This is a genomic window from Bradyrhizobium agreste (assembly GCF_016031625.1).
GTDB lineage: Bacteria > Pseudomonadota > Alphaproteobacteria > Rhizobiales > Xanthobacteraceae > Bradyrhizobium > Bradyrhizobium agreste.
In genome coordinates this window covers 122,388-143,260 of record NZ_JACCHP010000014.1, presented here as the reverse complement: position 1 = coordinate 143,260, position 20,873 = coordinate 122,388, and the positions used below count along the sequence as shown (strand labels likewise).

The window sequence follows — 20,873 nt, the reverse complement described above, 5'->3', positions numbered from 1 at the left end:
GGCAAGCGGCGGGCTTGGGAGTTGGGCGCTTGGGAGTTGCGGGCTCGGCGCGGCCGGAGCGGCCTGCGGAGCTTTGGGGGTCGGCGCCACCTTGGGCTTTGCCGGCGCGCGGCGCGGGTCCTGGCCCGGCAGCGGCACGTTGGCCGGCGCCGGCTCGGGCGCGCCATCGGGAGACACCAGCGTCGGCAGCGCAGCAGTGGCCGGCGGCGGCTCGCCGCGCTCGATGGCGTCCAACCGCCGCGTCTCGCGATCGATCGTGCGCACCGCAAGCCATGACGACAGCGGCGCGAGGTCGATGGTGCGGCTCAGCCTGTCGGGCGGACCTGCCGCGAACAGCTGGATCTCGGGCGGGGCGCCGGAAAGCCCGGTCATGATCGGCGTCAGGCTGGCGCGGATGTCGGCCTGGTCCGCGGGAATGTCGTAGCCGCCGGAGACGATGGCGCGGGCGTTCTTCGCTTCGAGCGGCGTTGCGCCGACGCGCAGGCGGCCGTCGCGGATCGTGAACGGGATCTGCGCCGAGGGTACCGCGATGCGCCCCGCCGACAGCGCGGGCTCGACGAGCTGCCGCAGCCGGTTGTCGTCGCTGACCTGGCCGCCGTCGCTGGCGCGAATGGCGATCTCGAACGCACGCGGATTGAGGCCCGCGATCTCGGCGGATTCGAGCGTCACCGTGCCGTTGCCGGCGAGCGCGCCGGTCAAGGCCGCGACGCTGCGGCCCTGGCTGGTCAGCGCCATCTGCACCGAGGCGCGCCCCTTGGGCAGTGCGAGCTCGCGATAGCGCAGCGCCGATGCATCGACCTTGCTGAGCTCGACGCGCGCGTTCAGCGCAAGACCACCGGCACCATTGCGCGCGTCCAGGCTTGCGGACATTTCGCCGCCACCGACACCGCCCTTGAGCGCATCGAACGCGAGCGACTGGCCGTCGCTCCGGATCGTGCCGCCGAAGGGCCGCAGCTCGATGCCGCCGGGCAACGTTCCGCGCAACGCCTGGAAGGCGATGCGGCCGCGCCAGCCGCCGATGATACCGGCGCCGAGCGGCTCGCCGGACTCATGACCGGCCGCGCCGACCGCAATTGCGAGCGTCGGCGCCAGATCGAGCGAGTCGAGCCCGACCTCGCCGTCGATGGCCTTGTCCTGATCGAGCGTCACCGAAAGATGGCCGCGCAGATGCGAGCCCGCGGCATTGGCGTCGAGATCGCCGAAGGTGAGGCGATTGCCGGAGAGCGTGAGACGGGAGGACAGGCTGACATTCTGCGCCGACTTGTCGGCCGGGCTGGTCCCGAGCAGCGGCGCCAGATTGGCGTTGCGCACGCGCAGGTTCACGCTGGCCTTTGGTTCGAACGATTTGGGCTCGAACGATTTCGGTTCGGACGATTTGGGCTCCGACCATTCGACGGTGCCTTGCGCGTCGGCATCGAGCCCGCCGCCGCTGAGCTTTGCGCTCAATTGCACCGGACGGCGCCAGGCCCCGCTCAACCGTCCCTCGAATTGCGAGGCGCCCTCGCCCGCGGCCACGATGCGGTCGAGTCCGAACAGTGCCAATAGGGCGCCGGCCTGCGGCGCTGCCACTTTCGAGTCGAGCGTGAAGTCGCTGTTGCGCAGGCGTTCGAGGTCGATGCCGCCGATGGCGGCCGCCGGCGTCTGCGCGGCCAGGGTCGCCGTGGTCTTGAGCTGCGGTGCGTCGAGGTCGAGCACGACGCGGGCATTGCTGCGATCGGCATGCTCGGCGTTCTTGTCGAGGCTGAGATCGAGCTTGAGACGGGTCGCACCGGGCAAAGACGGGAGCGCATCGAGGCGCGCGCGCACCGCGGGCGCAAACGGCTCGACCAGCGCGGTGAGCTCGTGCAGCGAGTTGGCCGAGGATTTCAGCGCGAGCTTGCCGGTCGTCCTGGTGCGGTCGAAGCTGCCGCTCGCCTCCGTGGTCACGCCGCCGGCCTGGCCGAAGCGCAGCTGCTCCAGCGACAGCGATGCGGGGCCGTAGGCGAGCCTGGCCGCGAACGGCCGCAACTCCTGGCCCGCGGAGATCGCGCGGCCGATATCGAGCGAGAGCTTTGCCTCTTCCGGCCATTCGCCCTGCGGCCCCGCCAGCGCGCGTACGAAACTTGCGGCGGTATCGAGGTCGAGCCGGTCGGCCCTGAGGTCCGCATCGATCCGCGAGCCGTTGCTTGCGCCTGTCTGCACGAAGGCGACGCGGCCTTCGACGGCGCCGCCGTCGATGTCGGCCTTCAGCCTCTCGATGGCGAGATGATTGGCGGCGATGGTGACGTCGCCGGCAAGGCGCAGCGGCCGCGTGCTGCGGCGGCTGATCTCACTGCGGCCCTGCAGCCAGGCCACCAGCACGTCGGGATCTGCGGATTCGACGCTGAGCCGGCCGCTGAAACTGTCGGCGCCGGGAGCCGCGCCATTGAGCGAGACCTGCGTCATGCCGGGCGCGCGCAGCTCCAGCCGCCGGAAGGTCCAGGACCGGCCGTCGGTCGCAAGCTCGGTCGCGATGTTCTGGAGCGGACGGCCGCCGAGCATGATCTGATCGGCATTGAACTCGATCTGCGCCGGGATCGGCACCTGCGGGATCGCCGCCAGCCCGGCGCGCAGCGCCGGCAGGACGCGCTGCGGATCGGCATCGTCCTTGGCGCTGAGCCTGTCGGCATCGACCTGCCGCGCCGACAGCACCGCGCGCAGCAAGGGCGATGCGCCAAACCTGAGATCGCCGACGCCGCCGAGCTTGAGCGCGGTGTCCTCCGGGCCGAAGCTCGCGTCGATCTGCTCGAATTTCGCGCCGGCCGGATCGGCCTTGAGCCGGGTCGCGAGCTTCCAGGGTGTCGGCCCCGCCTCGCCCGCCTTCTTAGGCGCGGGCACGGCAAGCGTCAGCGCGCCCTCGAATTTCGGCTGGCGGTTGTCGAAGGCGAGCACGCCCTCGAGATCGGCGAGGATGGCGCGCTCGCCGGGATCGATGTTGAGGTGGAGACGGGTGGCGCCGCCGTCGGCGCTGGGGCCGGAGGAGACGCGGAACGGGTAGCGCACGCCGCGCGCGATGAAACTGCCGTCGCCACGCACCGAGCCTGCGAGCGAGCGCACGTCGCCGGAGAAGGCGATGTCGTTCAATTCCAGTGTCGAGCGGCTGGCGGCGTCGTGAAGCGCGATGCGGCCGGTGAGGTTCAGCCGCTCGATGGCGAGGGACGCCAGGTTGAAGGTGCCGCTTGCGGTGGACGGCAAATCGACCCGCCCACGCGCGTCCAATCCGAGATCCAGCGCCATGCCGCCGACCGAAAGCTCGGTGGCACGCCATTCGCCGCGCATCAGGGAGCCGAGGCTGAACTCGACGTCGAGCTTGTCGGCGCGCAGACGGCCGAGATCGTTGTTGCCGCCGAAGGTGACGCCGCGCAGCCGCAGCGTCGGCGCCGGCAACAGCCGCGCATCGAGCTCGCCCGCCACCCGCACCGGCACGCCGATGATCTTGCCGGCCTCCGCCTCGAACTGGGGCCTGAACTGGTTCCAGTCGATGTAGTAAGGCCCGATCAGCGCGGCCAGCAGCGCAATGATGAAGGCAATCGCCAATCCGAGCAGCGTCGTCTGCACGGGTCTCCCCTCGGCCAAACCGGCCCGGGCCGAAGCTGAGGGCCTCAGGCGCGCCGGAACAGCCCCTTATATAGGGGGAAGTGTGGCGAAGTCACAGCGACTGTTCCGCGCGGAGGTTAACGCGCGCCCCTCACCAGCTCGCCGGCAGCCGCTTCAGCCCGCGCAGCACGAAGGTCGGCCGCCATTCCGGGGTCTCGACGTCGTCGATGCGCAAATCCGGCAGCCGGCGTAGCAGCGTTGCGATGGCGATCTCGGCCTCGATCCGCGCCAATTGGGCCCCCAGGCAGAAATGGATGCCGCCGCCGAACGACAGCGGCTTGACGTTGGCCCGGGTGACGTCCAGCCGGTCGGGCCTGTCGGGGTAGACCGCGCCATCGCGGTTGGCCGAGCCGAGCAGGCACAGCGCGGTCTCGCCCTTGGGAATCCGCTTGCCGCCGAGATCCTCGATGTCCTCCAGCGCGACGCGCCCGGTCATCTGCACCGAGGAATCATAGCGGAGGAATTCCTCGATCGCGCCTTCCGTCAGCTCGGGGCGGGCCTTGAGCAGCGCCAGCTGATCCGGGTTGCGGTGGAGCGCGAGCAGGCCATTGCCGATCAGGTTGACCGTGGTCTCGTGCCCCGCGCCGAACAGCAGGATGATGTTGGCGGTCAGCTCCTCGTTGCTGAGCTTGTTGCCGTCCTCCTCGGCCTGCACCAGCTGGGTGATGAGGTCGTCGCCGGGATTCTTGCGGCGCAGCTCGAACAGCTGCTGGAAATACATCTGCGCCATCAGGTTGGCGGCGTTGCCTTGTTTGATCTCCTCCGGCGAGAGCGGCACGGGGTCGAGCAGCCGTCCGCCGTCTCGTGAGCTCTTGTAGAACACCTCGCGATGCTCCTCGGGGATGCCGAGCATGTCGCAGATGATGGTGACGGGCAGGCGGAAGGCGAAATCCTCGATCAGGTCCATGTGGCCGCGCTCGATCACGGCATCGATGGCCTGGTCGACGATCTCCTGGATCCGCGGCCGCATGTCCTCGACGCGGCGGGCGGTGAAGGCCTTCACGACGAGGCCGCGCAGGCGGGTGTGGTCCGGCGGATCGGCTTGCAGCATCCAGTAGCTCATGCTGCGAAACACCGGCTCCTTCATGATCTCGGGGCCGTAGCGGCGCGTGGTCCGTTCGACGAAATCCTTGCCGAAGCGCTTGTCACGCAGCACGAGACTGACGTCGGCGTGACGGCTGGCGACGAACTGGCCGAACGGCGTCACATGGATCGGATCGACCGTGCGCAGCCGTTCATAGTGCGGATAGGGATCGCGGATGAAATCCGGCGAGAGCGGGTTGAACAGCGGTCCGCCAGATGGTTGCACTTGCTCGTTCATGGTGACCTCGGATCGATTGCCGAACGACACGAATACGCAAGGCTGCCCCATCGCCCGGCGTAACCATCCCTGAAAATTATCAACTCGATACATTGTTGTATCGAGTTGCAGCTTGCCCTATTCTGCGCCGATGTCAAGGCTACGAACGAGACCGACCAGGGACGACACGCGCGACAGGCTGTTCGAGGCGGCCGCGCGCGTGTTCGAGGAGGACGGCATCGGCGGCGCCAGCATCGAGGCGATCGCGGCGGCGGCGGGCTTCACCCGCGGCGCGTTCTATTCGAACTTCAAGAGCAAGGACGAATTGATCATCGCCATGCTCGAGGACCATGTCGCGCAGTCGATCCGGCGCAACATGGACATCCTGGCACAGCACGAGAATCTCGACGATTTCATCGCGGCACTGAAGACGATGGATCGCAGCCGCCAGGATCCGCTCGGACGCTCGCCCCTGCTCCACATGGAGATGATCCTGTTCGTGGCGCGCGCCGAAAAGCGCCGCCCGGAGCTTGCCAAACGCCTGCGCGCACGGCGCAAGCTGGTCGCCGACATCGTCGAGGCGACGTTGAAGAGCAACGGACGCAACCACAATCTGAATCCGCCCTGGGTGGCCGCAATCGTGCTCGCACTGGAAGACGGCTTTCGCCTGCACCGGCTGATCGACCCCGAGACGACGCCGGCGGACAGTTTCCTGCGCGCGATCACGGATCTGCGGCGGAGAACGGGATTGGCTTCGGCCTAAGCGGGCGCCTTCCGCGGGCGGCTCAGCCGAGCCGATAGGCGCCAGCCATTCCGCTTTCCGAGATAGATCGAGAGCCGACCGATAATGCTGGCTATTGCCGCGCCAAAGGCGCATGCTCGCAGCAGCCGGCACCGGTTGGGGCTTCACTTGCGAAAGGCAGGCGTGCATGTCCATCCGCTCGCGGCAAAAAGCCGTCTCGTTCAGGCATTCGTTCCGAGTGCGCTCTGTCGATCTTGCAGATGCGCAAGCAGCAGACGCGAGCATCGCCAATGAATGACCCCCCGGTCGATCTCGACAAGCATCGTGGCATGGCCGCGCAGAAGGCCACCGACCTACGCCGCGCGTTGGGCGAGGTCGAAGCCCATGCTAGGGAGCTGCGCGAGCGCGAGGCCGATCTCGAGCACCGCATGATGACGGTGCCCGCGGCTTCCTGGCCGGAGGCCGCGGTGAAGGCGCGCCATCTGCTCAACCTCTATGCTGCAGGCCTGCCTGCCGAGGACACGCGCCACCGAGCGCTCGTGTCCGCGCTGTTCGACGATTTCGCACGGCTGTCCGGGGACGGCTGAGCCGAGCGAAGGCCGAGGCTACCGTGTAACGGAGTAAGCCATGACACTGACGATCGGCCGCTTTATCGGCCATGAGTACGAGCGGATGATCGTACGGTTCTCGATGCATGACGGCGCCAGGGAGATTCCTTGCGCAATTTCGACCTCCGCGATGGACGATCTCGAACAGGGCCCGCAAGTCAGGCCCGAGCAGCGGGAAGCCCAGTTCGCCCGCCTGCGGGATCGCATCGAAGCGTGCGCGGCGAGCAAGTATCTCGCCACAGAATTCGAAGGCACCCCGCCGGGCATCGTGCTGCGAGGCATCGATTTCAGGCGATAGAATCTCAGCGCAGGGAAGTCAGCCCGCGACGCCTGGGCGGGCTTTTCTGCGGCGTCACATGACGCGGCATGGCGTGAGATGCGGAAAAGCAGCTCGTTGCTACTCCGGCCTTGCCTTGATCTCCGGCAGGGGCGGCTTGCGCTCGAAAGGCTTCTTTTTTGGCGGCGCGGGCAGCAATCCTTCCCTGATCGCCTGCTTGCGAGCGAGCTTGCGGGCGCGGCGAATGGCCTCGGACTTCTCGCGGGTCTTTCTCTCGGACGGCTTTTCGTAGGACCGTCGCTGCTTCATTTCCCGGAAGACGCCCTCGCGCTGCATCTTCTTCTTGAGAACGCGGAGTGCCTGCTCAACGTTGTTGTCTCTGACGAGTACGTGCAATTGATCCTCCTGGCCCGGGCTGCGAATGCGACACGTCCTGCAGGGCAGCCAATTGCGCAGGAGCTTCATTACGATGTGTGAGAATGGTGGGCCGCGACATTGGTCGCGGCTTCGGACGAGCCGATCTGCTTGTCACAGCGAGCAGCTTGGTGGCGTCACGTGACCACCGTCATGCTGCGCTGTCAATCGATAACGCCTTGCTCGCAGATCGAGCTACACACGCAAAGCGCCGCCGTCGGAACAGAAGAACCATTTCGCAGAAAACAAACTGGCTTCGCTCCTTGCAAATGCGTGAAAGTCGTATATATTGAAGTCGTTCGATTAGCCGCTGTGCCTTGTTGAATGCGCCTGCGGGCTCCTTTTCCAAAGACATCGACGAAGTTGAAGGTAACCGCGCGGTTGTCGCGCGGAATGCGCTTGCGCGCTTTGGAGAAGAAAATGACGACAGGTACGGTCAAGTGGTTTAACGGCCAAAAGGGCTTCGGTTTCATCCAGCCAAACGACGGTGGCAACGATGTGTTCGTTCACATCAGCGCCGTTGAAAGAGCTGGGCTTGCCGGTCTCGGCGAAGGCCAACAGGTCAATTTCGAGATCAAGACCGACAAGATGCGAGGCAAGTCCAGCGCCGAGAATCTCTCGCTGGCTTGATATCGTGGCGCCGTTTCACGGATGTACTGAAACGGCCGCTCTGCCCGCTCAATCCCAGGATTGAGCGGGTTTAGTCGTTTACGGAGCCGGTGAACGATGACGACCAAGAAATCGGCAGAGCCGTCACCTGAAAGCTTGGCGCGCTCCGAACGCAAGCGTGTGGCCGCTGAAGAAGGTGCGCGGGCGTTGGCGGATGTCGAAAGGCAAGGCATCGAAGTTCGCAAGAACATGGCGCGGCTTCGAGAGGCGCGCGAGGCCAAGGACGCGGCTGACGAAGCTGTTCGGCTCGCTTCGCCGACGCCGGCGCTCAAGAAGCGTTCGAGGAAGCCGGCCCGATAAGGGGTTCATCTCAGCCGCCGCCACATTGGGGGACCGATCAAATGCCGGAGAGTGCAGATCGTGCCTAGGATCAAACCAGACCACGGAACCATCACCTTCTTTCTCGCGTCCGGCGCAAATCGGCAGATCTGCCAGCTCGCCACCACGTTCAACACGCAGAAGCAGGCCTTCAGTTACTTGCAGAAGCATCGCACGGAGTTCGAGCGTATTGCGCGGGCGCGGCTTGCTTCGGGCGAGCTTCAAGACGGGATCGTCGTGCTTTCGATGCTTTGACCAGAGCGATTGCGAGCGCGGCCGTACCTACCGGTCCCACCTCAAGCCTGGCCGGCATCGCCCTCGCCTGCTCGGCGCAGTGCTTCTGTCTTGAGCTTGTGCAGCCGGCCGGCCACGGCCCTCACCTTGCCCGGCGCCGCCCGCCAGATCGCGAGGGCCGACACCCCGCTCACGACCATGGCGAGGACGAAAGCCAGCGTGTAGTCGCCGGCGCGATCATAAAGAACGCCGGTCAGCCACGGTCCGGCCGCACCGCCCGCCAGCGCCGCGAGCATGATCGTGCCGAAGATGCTGCCTTGGTGCCTGCCCTGGAAGATCTCGAACACCACCGCGCCCATGATCGAGGTGAGGCCGTAGCCGAGCGCGCCTTGCGTGAACACCATCAGATAAACCAGCCAGAGCGAAGCTTGATACTTCAGCGCGATCAGCGCGGCGAAGCAGACGACGAAACCCGCACAGCTGATCGCCCACACCCACTCCCTGCCGATGCGGTCGGAGACGTGCCCCAGCATGATTTGGCCGGGAATGCCGAGCAGGCTGACCATGCCGAGTGCCCACACCGCAACGCTGGGGCTGAAGCCGACGTCGAGCAGGAATTTGGTCTGGTGCACCTGCACCGCGTACCAGATGTACAGGCCGCAGAAATAGCCGAGCGCGATCCACCAGAACCGCGCGGTCGCGACGGCGCGCTGCAGCGTCCAGTCGGTGTTGACCCAGACGGGATCGACCACGTTGGAGATCGGCCTTGCCGCGCCTGCGGCCGGGGCGGCATCGCCGTCCGGCTGGAGGCCGATGTCCTCGGGGCGCTTGTGCAGCAGCAGGTTGATCGGCGCCAGCGCGATCAGGACAAGCAGGCCCATCGCGGTGCAGGCGGTGCGCCAGCCGGTCTGCTCGATCATGTGCTGCACCCATGGCAGCAGCGTCACCGAGCCGATACCGACGCCGGCGAAAGCGATGCCGATGGCGAAGCCGCGCTTGCGGATGAACCAGTTCGGCAGGAACAGCGACTGGCCGGAATAGCCGAGACAGACGCTGCCGGCCCCGACCATGACGCCGATGGTGACATAGAGGTGCCACGGCGCGCTGGTCAGCGGCGCCAGCAGCAGGCCGCCGCCCATCAGCAGGACCCCGAGCTCCATCACCGCGCGCGGGCCGGCGCGGTCCATCAGGCGGCCGATCAGCGGGCTGACCACGCCCGACGCCACGAAGCCGAAGGAGAACGCACCCGCCGTGATGCCGCGCTCCCAGCCGAACTCGGAGATGATGGGTGGAAAGAACAGCGAAAAGGCGGTGCGCGCGTTGACGCCGATCGCCATGGTGACGAAGGTCACGGCGACGACGACCCAGCCGTAGAAGAACGGAAGCCGCATGTTGTGTGCTTGTTTCATCCCTGGACGGTTCTTCGGACCATCCGGGGATGCCCGGGTCAAGCGCTTTTCGCGCATGCCTCAGGCGCGCTCAGGCGGCGTCGAGCCGTGAGGATTTGACCGGCGCGTCGAACAGGATCCGCTCGATCGGGTGCGGCCGGCCGAACAGATAGCCTTGCGCGAAATTCACGCCGAGCGCCTTTAGCCGGTCGAACTCCTCGCGCGTCTCGACGCCTTCGGCGGTCACCGACATGTCCAGCCCCCGCGCCAGCGTCACGATCGAGGAGATGATGGCGGAAGAGCGCGGTTGCTGGGTCAGGTTACGAATGAACGACTTGTCGATCTTGATCTTGTCGAACGGGAACGCGGTCAGGTAGCTGAGCGAGGAATAGCCGGTGCCAAAATCGTCGAGCGCGAGCTCGACGCCGAGCTGCTTCAGTCGCTCCATGAAGGCGTGGTTCTCGCTGCCGCGCTCCAGCAGCACGGATTCCGTGATCTCGATCTCGAGCCGCTGCGGCGGCAGGCCGGAATCGGCCAGCGCCGCGCAGATCATGTCGAACAGCTCGGCTTCCTTGAACTGGATCGGCGACAGATTGACGGCCACCATGAGATCGGCGGGCCAGCCGGCTGCGTCCGCGCAGGCGCGCCGCAGCACGAATTCGCCGAGCGGCACGATCAGTCCGGTTTCCTCCGCAAGCGCAATGAACTGGTCCGGAGGGATCAGGCCGCGCGTCGGATGCCGCCAGCGCACCAGCGCCTCGAAGCCGCGTCGTTCGCCGCTGAGGGCATCGACGAACGGCTGGTAGTGCACCTCCAGCTGGCAGCGCGCGATGGCATCGCGCAGATCTCCTTCCAGCGTGTTGCGAGCCTCCAGCTCGGCCGACATCGCCTCGTCATAGATGGTGAAGCAGTTGCGGCCGGCCGATTTCGAACGATAGAGCGCAAGATCCGCTTTCTTCAGAAGCTGCTCCTGATCGCTGCCATGATCCGGCGCGATCGCGATGCCGATGCTGGTGCCGATCTCGACGCGGTGTCCGGGCAGCAGGAACGGCTCGCTCACGAGCTTGGCGATCCGCGCCGCCAGCTCGGTCGAGCAGGCGCGCTGGTCCTCGCCGGCTTGCTGGATGATGGCGAATTCGTCGCCGCCGAGCCGCGCCAGCACGTCGTCGGCCCGCAGTGCGGATTTCAGCCGCTGCGCCACCTGGCGCAGCAGCGCATCGCCGGCGGCGTGGCCGAGGGAATCGTTGACGTTCTTGAAGCGGTCGAGGTCGAGCATCAGGATCGCGAAGGGCCGGCCCCTCGCGCTCAACTGGCGGTTCAACTCGTCGAGCCGGGTGAGGAAGAAGGCGCGGTTCGGCAATCCGGTGAGAATGTCGGTCTGGGCAAGCTCGAGCACCCGCCGGTTCGCCAGCGACAGCCGCCGCGAATTGCGGCTGGCGAGCATCAGATAGGTCGACAGCGACAGCGTCAGCAGCATGCCGACGACGAGGACCGCAACTGCGCGGTCGTAAGTCGTCGCCAGCGGACCGCCCGCGGTCGGAACCGCCCGCACCTGCCAATCGGTGTCGCCGATCTTGAGACTGCCCGACCAGTGCAAGGACCGCGCGATGTCGCGCATCGACCGCAGCGCCGAGGGGGCCGACGCATAATCCGGCAGCATCTGCTCCAGGCTGACGATCTGCGCCGTGAACGGCGGGAAGACCGTCATGCTGACCGCGGGGCTGGCTCCGGTGGTCACGCGGATGGACTGGATCAGCAGCGGCAGGTCGAAGATGCCGACCACGAAGCCGGCGAGATTACGGCGGCGGTCCGCGACCTCCTCGCGCGAGGTTCCTTTGGCGTAGACGGGAACGACGACAAGGACATAGGATGGCCGGTCGCCGTCCTTCGGCCCGAACACGCGCGTGCGCATGGCTGCGACGCGATCGTTGTCGCGCGCGCGCTCCAGCGCTGCCCGTCGCTCCGGAATGCTCGTGTAATCCATGCCGTAGACCGACGAGGTCTTCGGCTGAGTCGAGTAGAACACCGGAAAATATTCGTCGCTCTGCGGCGCGGTGACGAAGTCCTCGCCCTGCAGCGACTTGACGTGGTAGCTCGACAAGCCATCCCGGATCGCCGCGGCCTCGTATTCCGCGCGCTCCTTGCGGTTGACGCGCGGCAACCAGGAGATGCGCAGCATGCCGGGGTGACGCTCGAACAGGCGGGCGCTGAAGGTCTCGAATTCGCTGCGGGTGACTTCTTCGTTGGTCGATTCGAACAGCATGCGCAGCGCGAGCAGCCTCGATATGTACTCGTTCATGCCGTTCTGCAGGACGATCGCCTGGGTCTCGGCCGCGTTCTCGAATTCGATCCTGTTGGCGCGGTCTTCCCACCGCGCCACGGCGGCGGCGCCCACGATCGAGAACAAAAGGCCGACGCCGACCGCGACGAGCGCAGGACGATAGAGCCCGAGCAGCGGCGCGGCACGCCACCATCCGCCTCTGCGTCTCCGATCCTGATCGTTCTGATCGCGACCGCCCATCTTGAAGCCGCTGTCCCCTCTTCGCGACGAACCGAACCTCTGGTTGAGGTGCCGGCGCTGCTATCGGAACAAGACGGCGGTTAAGAACTGCACAATTTTGGGAGGCGGTCGTTCCGCAATGCGGAAACTAGTTAACGAAGTGCGCGAGCGATCCCGGCGTTCTGCACATAAGTTGCCGGATTTACCCGGTGTACTACGGCCTCTCCGCGTCGTGCCGCTTAGCGAGCTATTCAGGCTCGCAAGGCTATGCTGCACAACGTTTCTTCCAACGATCCGGCAAAGCATGCACCGATTTCGATCAGCGAGATCCGTCGTTCTGACCATCGCGCTTCTCGCCGCGACCACGCTAGTTGCGAGGAGCAACGAGGTCGGCATCAGCGAGGATGCGATCCTGTTCGGCCAGGCCGCGGCGCTGGAAGGCCCCTCCTCCGCGCTGGGCCAGCGCATGCGGCAAGGCATCGTCGCCGCATTCACCGAGGTCAATGCCAAGGGCGGCATTCATGGCCGCAAGCTCCAGCTCATCAGCCGCGACGACGGCTACGACCCCGACCGTTCGGTGGCGCAGACGCTGCGCCTGAGCGACGACGACAAGGTGTTCGCGCTGATCGGCGCGGTGGGCACGCCGACCGCCGTGGCGACGATACCGATCACCAGCTCCAGGAACGTACCCTTCATCGGCCCGTTCACGGGCGCCGAGTTCCTGCGCGATCTCGAGCTTCCGAACGTCGTCAACATCCGCGCGAGCTATGGCGCGGAGGCGGAGGCCTGGATCAAGCATCTCACCGAGGATCGCAAGTTCACCCGCATCGGCATCTTCTACCAGGACGATTCCTTCGGCCGCGACGGGCTTGTCGGCGTGAAGCGGGCGCTCGCCAAGCGCGGGCTCGAGCTCGCCGCCGAAGGCACTTTCGAGCGCAACACCCGCGCGGTCGCCCAGGCCTGGCGCATGATCAAGCGCGCCGATCCCGAAGCCATCGTCATGGTCGGGACCTATGGACCCTGCGCGGAGTTCATCAAGCTTGCCCACCGCAGCGGCGCCCGTCCAACCTTCGTCAACATCTCGTTCGTCGGCGCCAATGCGCTGGCCGCGGAACTCGGCGCGGAGGGCGAGGGCGTCATCGTCTCGCAGGTCGTGCCGTTTCCCTGGGACCGCTCGCTGAAGCTCGTCGCCGACTACCAGGCGGCCCAGAAAGCGTTCGACCCGACGCTGACACCGGACTTCGTGTCGCTGGAAGGCTATTTGTCCGGCCGCCTCGCGGCCGCGGCGCTGGAAAAGGCCGGCCCGAATCCGACCCGCGCGAGTCTGCTGCGCGCCATCAACGACACCGGCCGTTTCGACATCAGCGGCAGCATCGTGACCGTCGGCACACGCATGCTCGACACGCCGCCGAAGGTGTTCCTGACGGTGATCCAGAGGGACGGGACATTCAAGGCGGTGGACCGGCTTTGAGACCCTTCACGGCCGCCGCGTCCAGCGGTCGGCGTTGACGGCGCCTTGCGGGATTTCTCCCCTCACGATGGCCTCGACCTGTCGCACGGTCTCCAGCGACTGGGATTCGATGGCCTGCGGCGTCAGCCCGCCGACATGCGGCGTGGCGATGACGTTCGGCAGCCTGGCAAGATCGGGCGTCGGCATCTGATCGGGCGCGCGGCCGACATCCATGGCAGCGCCGGCGATGCGGCCCTCACGCAGCGCGCGTGCCAGCGCGGCCTCGTCGACGAGATTGCCGCGCGAGAGATTGATGAAGAAGGCATGCTCCTGCGTGCGCGCCAGCGCCGCCTCCCCGATCAGGTTCTCGGTCTGCTCGTTGGCGACGGCGAGGCAGACGACGTAGTCCGATGCGGCGAGGAGCTCGTCGAGACCGGTCTGCCGGATCGCGGCATCGCTGACGGTTACGAAGGGATCGGAGACCAGCACCTCCATGCGCAGCACTTTTGCAATCTCGGCGAGGTAGCGCCCGATGCTGCCGTAGCCGATGATGCCGATCCGGCTGCCGGCGAGCTGGCGGCCCATCCGTGCTTCCGGCTTGCGCCCGGCTTGGTAATCCGCGGTCGTCCGCGACACGCCGCGGGAGAGATCGACCATGAAGCCGAGCGCGAGCTCCGCCACCGCCTGCACGAAGCCGGGCCCGGCGCGGGTCACCAGCACGCCGGCTTGCGAGGCCGCATCCACGTCGACGTTGCGGATGTCGACGGCGCAGCGGACGAAGGCCCGCAGACGCGGCAATTGCGCAAAGATCTCGCCGCGCCCTTCGGTCATGCGATCGGCGACGATGATGTCGGCATCCTTGGCGGCGCGCACCAGGCTGGCTGCGTCCAGCGGCTCATCCTTCTCGTGCAGGATCACCTCGGCGGCCGCGCGCAGGCCGTTCAGGCTGCGATCGCCGTAATAGTTGCGCCGCATCTCCGGGGTGTGCGCGAGCAGGACCTTCACGGCAAGACTCCTTCGAACGCATATCGATTGGATTACACAAAGCAGACGACGAACGAAAGCCGCGGGATCGTGATCCCACGGCTCGCAACATTTGAGCGAATGCAGTGATGTCAGCGCGAATGCGCGCCGCTGAGCTGGCCGCCCGCCGCGGCGACATCACGCGAGGGACGCAGCGCATAGGCGCCGTCGCCGAGCAGGGCCTGCGCGGCGAGCGCGATCGCCCAGAAGGCGGGGAATTCCCAGCCCCCCTTCGGATTGGTGAAGAAGAAGCCGGCCGCGCCGTGCACCGAGAAGATCGCGCCGAGCAGGATCGGAATGCCCGCGAGCGCCGCATAGCGGGTCCAGACGCCGAGAATCAGAGCGACGCCACTGAGCACTTCCACGGTCATGATGAGATAGGCGAGCTCGGGCGGGAAGCCGAGGCTGCCGAAGAACTTTGCGGTGCCGGCCGGGGTGAATACGAACAGCTTCAGGCTGGCATGGGCGAGGAACAGCGCGCCCAGGGTCACGCGCAGCACCAGCGCGGCGTAAGGGGCGGTGCGGGAATCGATCATTGGCGGGTCTCCTTTGCGGCGCACCATTATCTATTCTAAAATCGATGATAATCTGCTATTTTCGAAATATACTTCACACTAGCAGAGTGAGATTGGCTTTGCTCGACCGTCTGACCAGCCTGGAGGTTTTCGCGAGGGTTGCCGCGGCCGGCAGCCTCTCTGGTGCGGCCCGGGCCATGGGCCTGTCGCAGACTATGGTGACCAAGCATGTCGCCTCGCTGGAGGCGCGGCTCGGCACAAAACTGTTCCACCGCACGACCCGACGGCTCTCAATCACCGAGGCTGGACGAAACTATCTGGAATCCGCCGAACGCATCCTCGCCGACATGGAGGCTGCCGACGCCGCCATCGCGCGCGAACGCATCGAGCCGCGGGGGCTGCTGCGCGTCAACGTCCCCGTCGTGTTCGGCACGAGGCAGATTGCGCCTGCCATCGCGGAGTTTTCGGCAGCCCATCCCGAGGTCACCATCGAGCTCGGCCTCAACGATCGCCTCGTCGACCTCGCCGAGGAAGGCTGGGACCTTGCGATCCGCATCGGCAGCCTGCGCGACTCCAGCATGGTGGCGCGAAAGCTCGCACCGAACCGCCTCGTGGTCTGTGCCGCACCTTCCTATCTTGCCAGGCACGGCACGCCGCGCAGCGTCGCCGATCTCGCCGGGCATAATTGCCTCGGCTACACGCTCTCGCAGCAGGCGAGCGCGACGGAATGGCTGTTCGGCGCCGAGGGCGAGATCCGCGTCCAGGTCAGCGGCACCTTGCGGGCCAACAATGGCGATGCGTTGCGCGCGGCGACGCTGGCCGGCCTTGGCCTTGCGCGGCAGCCCACCTTCATCATCGCCGACGATCTTCGCTCGGGCGCGCTCGTCGCGCTCCGGCTCGACCAGCCGGAGATCCAGACGTCGGCGGTGCATGCGGTCTACCTGCCCGACCGCCGGCCACCGGCCAAGGTGCGCGCCTTCATCGACTTTCTCGCCGCGCGCTTTGCGCCTGTGACGCCATGGGACCGCGGACTGCCGTGACGGGGCACGGCCGGACCGCGCCAGCTCGGGCAGAGCCACTGCCCGATTCTGTCGCACGCCCAACGTGAGCCAGCGCACAGACAGTGTCATGGCACAGACCTAAAAAAGGTGACATCATCGTGCGCATTGCCGTTGGAGGTGACATCATGCGCCGTCCAGTCTTTTCGAATTTGCTTCTTGCGTCCGGTCTTCTCGCACTCACCCAGTTGATGACGCCGACCGACGCGGCCGCCGAAGCGCGGCTTGCGCTGGTGATCGGCCAATCGGCCTATCGCACCGTGCCGGAGCTGCCCAACGCCGCCAACGACGCCAAGGGCATGACGGAGCTGCTCGGCAGTGCCGGCTTCACCGTCACCACGGCGGCCAACCTGGCGCAGACCGAGATGCGCGCGGCGATCTCGGACTTCGCCGGCAAGGTCAGTGCCAGCGGCGCCGACACCGTCGCGCTGGTGTTCTATGCCGGCCACGGCCTTCAGATCGACGGCGAGAACTATCTGGTGCCCGTCGATCTCGACCCCAAGCGTGAGGCCGACATCCCGCTGCAGGGCGTGCGGCTGAACGATATGCTCAACACGCTCGGCGCGCTGCCGACGCGGGCGCGCATCTTCATGCTCGATGCCTGCCGCAACAACCCGTTCCCCGCGCTCCGCGGCGCCGGCCACGGCCTTGCGATCGTCGACACCAAGGCCGGCGCGCCCGGCTCCTTCATCTCCTATTCGACCTCGCCCGGCGCCGAGGCCGAGGACGGCAACGGCATCGACAGCCCCTACACCACGGCTGCGCTGACCATTGCCAAGCAGCCGAACCTGCCGATCGAGGAAGTGTTCAAGCGCATCCGCGTCGCCGTGGCGCAATCGACCGATGGGCGGCAGATCCCCTGGGAAAGCTCCTCGCTGACCACCGACTTCAGGTTCTTCGGCGAAAGCAGCAGCACGCCGGCGCTTCCCGGCGCATCCGCCATGGCGCTCGCCGGCGGCACGCGCAGCGTCGAAGACTGGCGCAAGACGCTGCAGGGCAAGCCGGCCATGGTCGCCTATGAGCTCGTGATCACCGAGGACACGGTGGAGGCTTATCAGGCCTATATCGAGCTGTACGCCCAGGACACCCGCACGCCGCGCCTTCGTACCGTGCTGGAGCGGCGTCGCCAGATGCTGGCGTGGGAGCGTGCCACCGCCATCAACACCCGAGCCTCGTATGAGGCCTATCTGGCGAACTGGGACAACAGCGATCTTGCGGCAACCGCGCGCCGGCTGCTGCTGCGCGTGCAGAACCGCAACTACGCCGTGCCCGTCGCCGCCGCGGCGACGCCCGTCGCGGTCGCGATGGCGCCGACCTGCCCATGCTCGACGCCCGCGACCCCGGCAACGCCGGTCAATCCCTCGGTCCCACCCGTGATCAAGAAGCGCGTCGACGAGACCCCGCCGAAGCGCAAGGTGGTCGAGACACCGCCCAAGCGACGGCCGCCGTCCGAGCAAGTGGTCTACGAGCGCGCGCCGCCGCCGGATCGCGGCCCGCCGCCGGAGGCCGTGATGCAAGGCATCGGCATCGGCGTAGGGATCGGCCTTGGCATGGGAATGGGCGGCCGCGGCGGCGACCATAACGGCGGGTACCGCAGATACTGAGCTGCGGCGCGTGGCTTACCTGAAGCGCGGTGATGTCCCATCATCGCGCTTCAAGCGTTGGGCACCGCCGCCTCTGCCACGCAGTCGACGGCAAATCGAGAGCCCGTCTTCGCCGGGCAGCATGATATCGAGCAAGATGAGATCGGGATTGGCCTGCATTAGCGCACGATCCATCGCAGCGCCATTTTCGAGGCAAATCGTCGCGTAGCCCTCGCGCGTCTGAAGGTCCGCCAGCAACGGCCGGATCTCCCAATCATCGTCCACGATCATGATCGTCCGCTTGTCCATGACGGCGATCTATCGATCAATGCGTCGGCGGCAATACGGCGGCACACCGCGTTACAAAACGTTACAAATCGAGGCTCGCCCGCAATATCACGGCAAAGGAGCGCGGCAATGCTGTCCCCATGCGGTGCGGCGGGACTGTTGCTGGCGCACCCCGTTAGAGGGAGAAACTGATGAGACGTATCCTAGCTTCGGCCTCACTCGCAGCCGCACTGGCCGCGGTCGGCGCATCTGAGGCAAACGCCTGGGTCCGCACAGGCACCGTCACGACCCGGCGCGGCACCTATTACGGCAACGCCAGCGGCGGCTGCGCCGGCGGCACTTGCTCGCGCTCGATCTCCGTAACCGGACCGAACGGAGGTACGGTCTCGCGAACCGGCAGCATCGCGCGCGTCGGCCCTCACGCCTACGACTATACGCGCACCACCACCGGCCCGTACGGCAACAGCGTGACGCGTAGCGGCACAGTCGTGGCCTATCCGTTCTACGGATACCGCTACTGATCCGCGCGCCGAAGGCCGCCGGCTGATTTCCAGCCCCCAGGTCCGGCCGGCGGCCGCAAATATTCGCATCATTCAACCCGCACATGGAATCCAAATGCCAAGACTGACGATCATAGTCGCGGCCGCCTTAACCGCGCTGGCAGCCGGCTCGGCTGCCTATGGCTTTGCACCCGCCCCGCACCTCGCAGCTCCCGACGATTTGACCAAGGCGAGCGGCGGGTGCGGACCCGGTTGGCACCTCACCCCCAAGGGGCTGTGTCGGCGCGACGCCATTCCCTATGCGTATCGGCCTTACGCCTACGTGATCCCTCCCCATGCCGGCCGCTGCTGGTGGACTGACACGCCCCTGGGCGTTCGGAGGGTCTGCGCATGGTGAGAGCACGAAGCTTGCATCAGTTGAGACGCGCGGCCGCGGCAATGCTGACAGCGGCGGCCGCATCTGCGTCTTCCGCACAGGCGCAGCGACAGGAGATACGCCAAGCCTGCACTGCCGACATGCGGGCGTTGTGCTCTGGCATCATGCCCGGATCAGGGCGCATCAAGCAGTGCATGATCGACAAATTCGATCGGCTTTCGGAGGGCTGCAAGAGCGCACTCAAGGCAGCGCAGGCGCCGTCACCCAAGCAATAGACCCAGACAACGAAGCGGACTACCCTATCACCGCCCGAGCGCGGGATGATCTTTCAGTATGGCCTCACGGAGCCAGATCGCCTGCACGGCGCGATAGAGGATCTGCGCCGTCTTGATGTCGTCGGCCTTCATGCAGAGATCGACGATGCGGCGCACCGCATCGTCGCGCATCAAATCATCGGAGATCTTCATCGCAATCTCCATCGCGACGCGGGCCGCGCGTTCATAACGCGCGCGCTCCCGCGTGCTAGCCTGCGCTGAACCTCCGACGCTTTCGGCGCTCGCCTTCGCAGCCTGGCAGATCGTGCGGATTCGGTCGGCTGCTTCGATGTCGCCGATCGGCCCCTGGATCGGCTCGTCCCAGATGTCAGCCGGTGCCGGCCTTGCAAACCACTTCATCTCCCCGGCTCTTTCAGGACATGCGGCGCGGGCCGATCGCCTCGAACTGCGCCTTCTGCTCGTCGTTCAGCGTGGCGTAGAAATCATCGAGCGCCGCCCGCACCGACTTGATTCCGTCCAGCATGACGTCGAGACGCTTGCGGATCGCGGCCATGCGGGCCGGCGGCGTCATCACCTCATTGGGCTCGCAGGCCGCCTTGAGCGATGCGCTGACTTTGGCGCTGGTGTCCTGGAGCACCTGGAGCGCCGCGCGCTGGGTGTCGTTGGGACGAAGTCTGTCCTCGATCGTGGCGCCGGGCCAATCGAACGCGGCGGAGGCGCTGCAAGTCTGCACCGACGATCCGCCCGCATTGTTCGATGCCGTGGCACGACGCTGATCGTCGGCGAGCGCATTGAAGCGCGCCTTCTGCTCGTCGTTGAGCGAACCATAGAACGCCTCGAGCGCAGGCTGGACCAGGTCGACGCCCTTCTGCATCGCCTCGACCCGCTGCTGCATGGCGGCGAGTCGGCCGGGCGCCGTCGCTGCGGCCTGCGTCGGACAGGAGGTGCGGATCAAGGCTGCCGCGTCGACCGAGGCATTGCCGAGCGCATCGAGAGCCGCGCCTTGCGCATCGGTCGGCTGCACCGTGGCTGCGATCTGATCGATCGGCAGGCCAACGATGGCGCGGCGGTCGCTGCCGCAGAGCTGATCGAGCGGCGCACTGCGCGCCCGCCGCCGTCCCTGCGGCTGCTGCGGCACATAGGCCGACAGGCGGTCATAGCCATAGGGGCCGAAAATGCCGGCATAGATGTCCGGATAGCCGTAGCCCCAGAAGCCGAGGCCATCGCCCCAGATCGTGTAATCGTAGAGGTCGTTATAGGCGAACGGCCAGAACAGCGGCCCGACCCAGCCGTAGCCGCCGCCGGGATGTTGCCACCATCCGCTGCTTGCACCGCTCCAGCCGGCGAGCGCTGCCGCCGCGGCGATCTGCGCACGGGCCGCCGGATTGCTGATCAGCCGGCCGTTGCGGAATGCGCTGGCGTTCCAGGCGTTGCGGAAGTTCGCCGGCCGGATCGCGGCATTGCGGATCTGACCGAAATTCGGGCCGCCACGTCGGGCACCGGTTGTGAACCGCATCGCGCGATGATGCCCGCCGCCATGCGCGTGCCCGCCGCCGTGCCCACGGAAATGGCCGCCGCCATGATGGCCATGGCCATGCCCGCCTCCATGGCCGCCGCCATGTCCGCCACCATGTCCGCCCTTGGCCAGCGCCGCACCCGCCAGCATGCAGGCAAAGACCATTGCGGCAAACCCAACGACCGGTCGCACCATCGCACCCTCCCGCGCACAGCCCTGCCATT

Annotated in this window: 20 protein-coding genes and 1 pseudogene; 11 read left to right on the top strand and 10 right to left on the bottom strand. The window is 66.6% G+C overall.

Going from position 1 to position 20,873, the window contains the following annotated elements:
• Nucleotides 1–3,576 (bottom strand): AsmA family protein (locus HZZ13_RS21695; RefSeq protein ID WP_197961565.1); only part of this gene is annotated, 3,576 nt, incomplete at its 3' end.
• Nucleotides 3,577–3,706: 130 nt separating this feature from the next.
• Complete coding sequence (locus HZZ13_RS21690; protein WP_197961564.1) at nt 3,707–4,936, bottom strand: cytochrome P450; 1,230 nt, start codon at nt 4,934–4,936, stop codon at nt 3,707–3,709.
• Between the two features lie 130 nt (nt 4,937–5,066).
• Between HZZ13_RS21690 and HZZ13_RS21685 the strand changes: the two genes are divergently transcribed.
• From HZZ13_RS21685 to HZZ13_RS21675, 3 genes are all read left to right on the top strand, one after another.
• Nucleotides 5,067–5,678 carry a TetR/AcrR family transcriptional regulator gene (locus tag HZZ13_RS21685; RefSeq protein ID WP_197961569.1) on the top strand — a complete coding sequence of 204 codons (612 nt, stop codon included), beginning with the start codon at nt 5,067–5,069 and terminating at the stop codon, nt 5,676–5,678.
• Nucleotides 5,679–5,947: 269 nt separating this feature from the next.
• Nucleotides 5,948–6,244, top strand: coding sequence for a hypothetical protein (locus tag HZZ13_RS21680; protein ID WP_197961563.1), 297 nt, complete (start codon nt 5,948–5,950; stop codon nt 6,242–6,244).
• Between the two features lie 40 nt (nt 6,245–6,284).
• Entirely contained in the window at nt 6,285–6,563 is a 279-nt protein-coding gene (locus tag HZZ13_RS21675) for a DUF1488 family protein (protein WP_197961562.1), read from the top strand.
• A 99-nt stretch (nt 6,564–6,662) separates the two neighbouring features.
• Here the strand turns inward: HZZ13_RS21675 and rpsU are convergent, their stop codons facing one another.
• Nucleotides 6,663–6,938 carry a 30S ribosomal protein S21 gene (gene rpsU / locus HZZ13_RS21670; RefSeq protein ID WP_025038058.1) on the bottom strand — a complete coding sequence of 92 codons (276 nt, stop codon included), beginning with the start codon at nt 6,936–6,938 and terminating at the stop codon, nt 6,663–6,665.
• Nucleotides 6,939–7,376: 438 nt separating this feature from the next.
• Here rpsU and HZZ13_RS21665 point away from each other — a divergent pair, with 438 nt between their 5' ends.
• The 3 genes from HZZ13_RS21665 to HZZ13_RS21655 all read left to right on the top strand — a co-directional run bounded on the left by HZZ13_RS21665 (nt 7,377) and on the right by HZZ13_RS21655 (nt 8,198).
• The gene (locus HZZ13_RS21665; protein ID WP_197961561.1) at nt 7,377–7,586 is read left to right on the top strand and encodes a cold-shock protein; all 210 of its coding nucleotides are present in this window, start codon (nt 7,377–7,379) and stop codon (nt 7,584–7,586) included.
• A gap of 96 nt (nt 7,587–7,682) precedes the next feature.
• On the top strand, nt 7,683–7,925 hold the full coding sequence (locus HZZ13_RS21660; RefSeq protein WP_197961560.1) for a transcriptional regulator: 243 nt from the start codon (nt 7,683–7,685) through the stop codon (nt 7,923–7,925).
• Nucleotides 7,926–7,976: 51 nt separating this feature from the next.
• The gene (locus tag HZZ13_RS21655) at nt 7,977–8,198 is read left to right on the top strand and encodes a hypothetical protein (RefSeq protein WP_197961559.1); all 222 of its coding nucleotides are present in this window, start codon (nt 7,977–7,979) and stop codon (nt 8,196–8,198) included.
• Between the two features lie 41 nt (nt 8,199–8,239).
• Here the strand turns inward: HZZ13_RS21655 and HZZ13_RS21650 are convergent, their stop codons facing one another.
• Complete coding sequence (locus HZZ13_RS21650; RefSeq protein ID WP_197961568.1) at nt 8,240–9,568, bottom strand: MFS transporter; 1,329 nt, start codon at nt 9,566–9,568, stop codon at nt 8,240–8,242.
• A gap of 88 nt (nt 9,569–9,656) precedes the next feature.
• Entirely contained in the window at nt 9,657–12,086 is a 2,430-nt protein-coding gene (locus tag HZZ13_RS21645) for a bifunctional diguanylate cyclase/phosphodiesterase (RefSeq protein WP_197961558.1), read from the bottom strand.
• Between the two features lie 283 nt (nt 12,087–12,369).
• On the opposite strand from HZZ13_RS21645, the gene HZZ13_RS21640 reads away from it, so the two are divergent.
• Nucleotides 12,370–13,536 carry an ABC transporter substrate-binding protein gene (locus tag HZZ13_RS21640; RefSeq protein WP_197961557.1) on the top strand — a complete coding sequence of 389 codons (1,167 nt, stop codon included), beginning with the start codon at nt 12,370–12,372 and terminating at the stop codon, nt 13,534–13,536.
• A gap of 6 nt (nt 13,537–13,542) precedes the next feature.
• Here the strand turns inward: HZZ13_RS21640 and HZZ13_RS21635 are convergent, their stop codons facing one another.
• Nucleotides 13,543–14,520 (bottom strand): hydroxyacid dehydrogenase, encoded by a 978-nt coding sequence (locus tag HZZ13_RS21635; RefSeq protein WP_197961556.1) that lies wholly within the window; start codon nt 14,518–14,520, stop codon nt 13,543–13,545.
• Between the two features lie 110 nt (nt 14,521–14,630).
• On the bottom strand, nt 14,631–15,074 hold the full coding sequence (locus HZZ13_RS21630; RefSeq protein WP_197961555.1) for a DoxX family protein: 444 nt from the start codon (nt 15,072–15,074) through the stop codon (nt 14,631–14,633).
• A gap of 98 nt (nt 15,075–15,172) precedes the next feature.
• On the opposite strand from HZZ13_RS21630, the gene HZZ13_RS21625 reads away from it, so the two are divergent.
• Complete coding sequence (locus tag HZZ13_RS21625; protein ID WP_197961567.1) at nt 15,173–16,093, top strand: LysR family transcriptional regulator; 921 nt, start codon at nt 15,173–15,175, stop codon at nt 16,091–16,093.
• A 146-nt stretch (nt 16,094–16,239) separates the two neighbouring features.
• Nucleotides 16,240–17,715: a caspase family protein gene (locus HZZ13_RS21620; RefSeq protein WP_197961554.1), complete on the top strand. Its 1,476-nt coding sequence runs from the start codon at nt 16,240–16,242 to the stop codon at nt 17,713–17,715.
• A gap of 75 nt (nt 17,716–17,790) precedes the next feature.
• On the opposite strand, the pseudogene HZZ13_RS21615 reads toward HZZ13_RS21620, so the two are convergent.
• Nucleotides 17,791–18,003: pseudogene (locus tag HZZ13_RS21615) on the bottom strand (response regulator); the annotation flags it as partial.
• Nucleotides 18,004–18,173: 170 nt separating this feature from the next.
• Here HZZ13_RS21615 and HZZ13_RS21610 point away from each other — a divergent pair.
• A complete protein-coding gene (locus HZZ13_RS21610; RefSeq protein WP_197961553.1) occupies nt 18,174–18,503 on the top strand; it encodes a hypothetical protein in 330 nt (109 codons plus the stop codon).
• A 94-nt stretch (nt 18,504–18,597) separates the two neighbouring features.
• The gene (locus HZZ13_RS37650) at nt 18,598–18,879 is read left to right on the top strand and encodes a GCG_CRPN prefix-to-repeats domain-containing protein (RefSeq protein ID WP_376707069.1); all 282 of its coding nucleotides are present in this window, start codon (nt 18,598–18,600) and stop codon (nt 18,877–18,879) included.
• A gap of 281 nt (nt 18,880–19,160) precedes the next feature.
• Here HZZ13_RS37650 and HZZ13_RS21605 read toward each other — a convergent pair whose 3' ends face one another.
• Nucleotides 19,161–19,532, bottom strand: coding sequence for a hypothetical protein (locus HZZ13_RS21605; protein WP_197961552.1), 372 nt, complete (start codon nt 19,530–19,532; stop codon nt 19,161–19,163).
• 13 nt (nt 19,533–19,545) lie between these two features.
• Complete coding sequence (locus tag HZZ13_RS21600; RefSeq protein WP_197961551.1) at nt 19,546–20,844, bottom strand: Spy/CpxP family protein refolding chaperone; 1,299 nt, start codon at nt 20,842–20,844, stop codon at nt 19,546–19,548.
• Nucleotides 20,845–20,873: the final 29 nt, after the last annotated feature.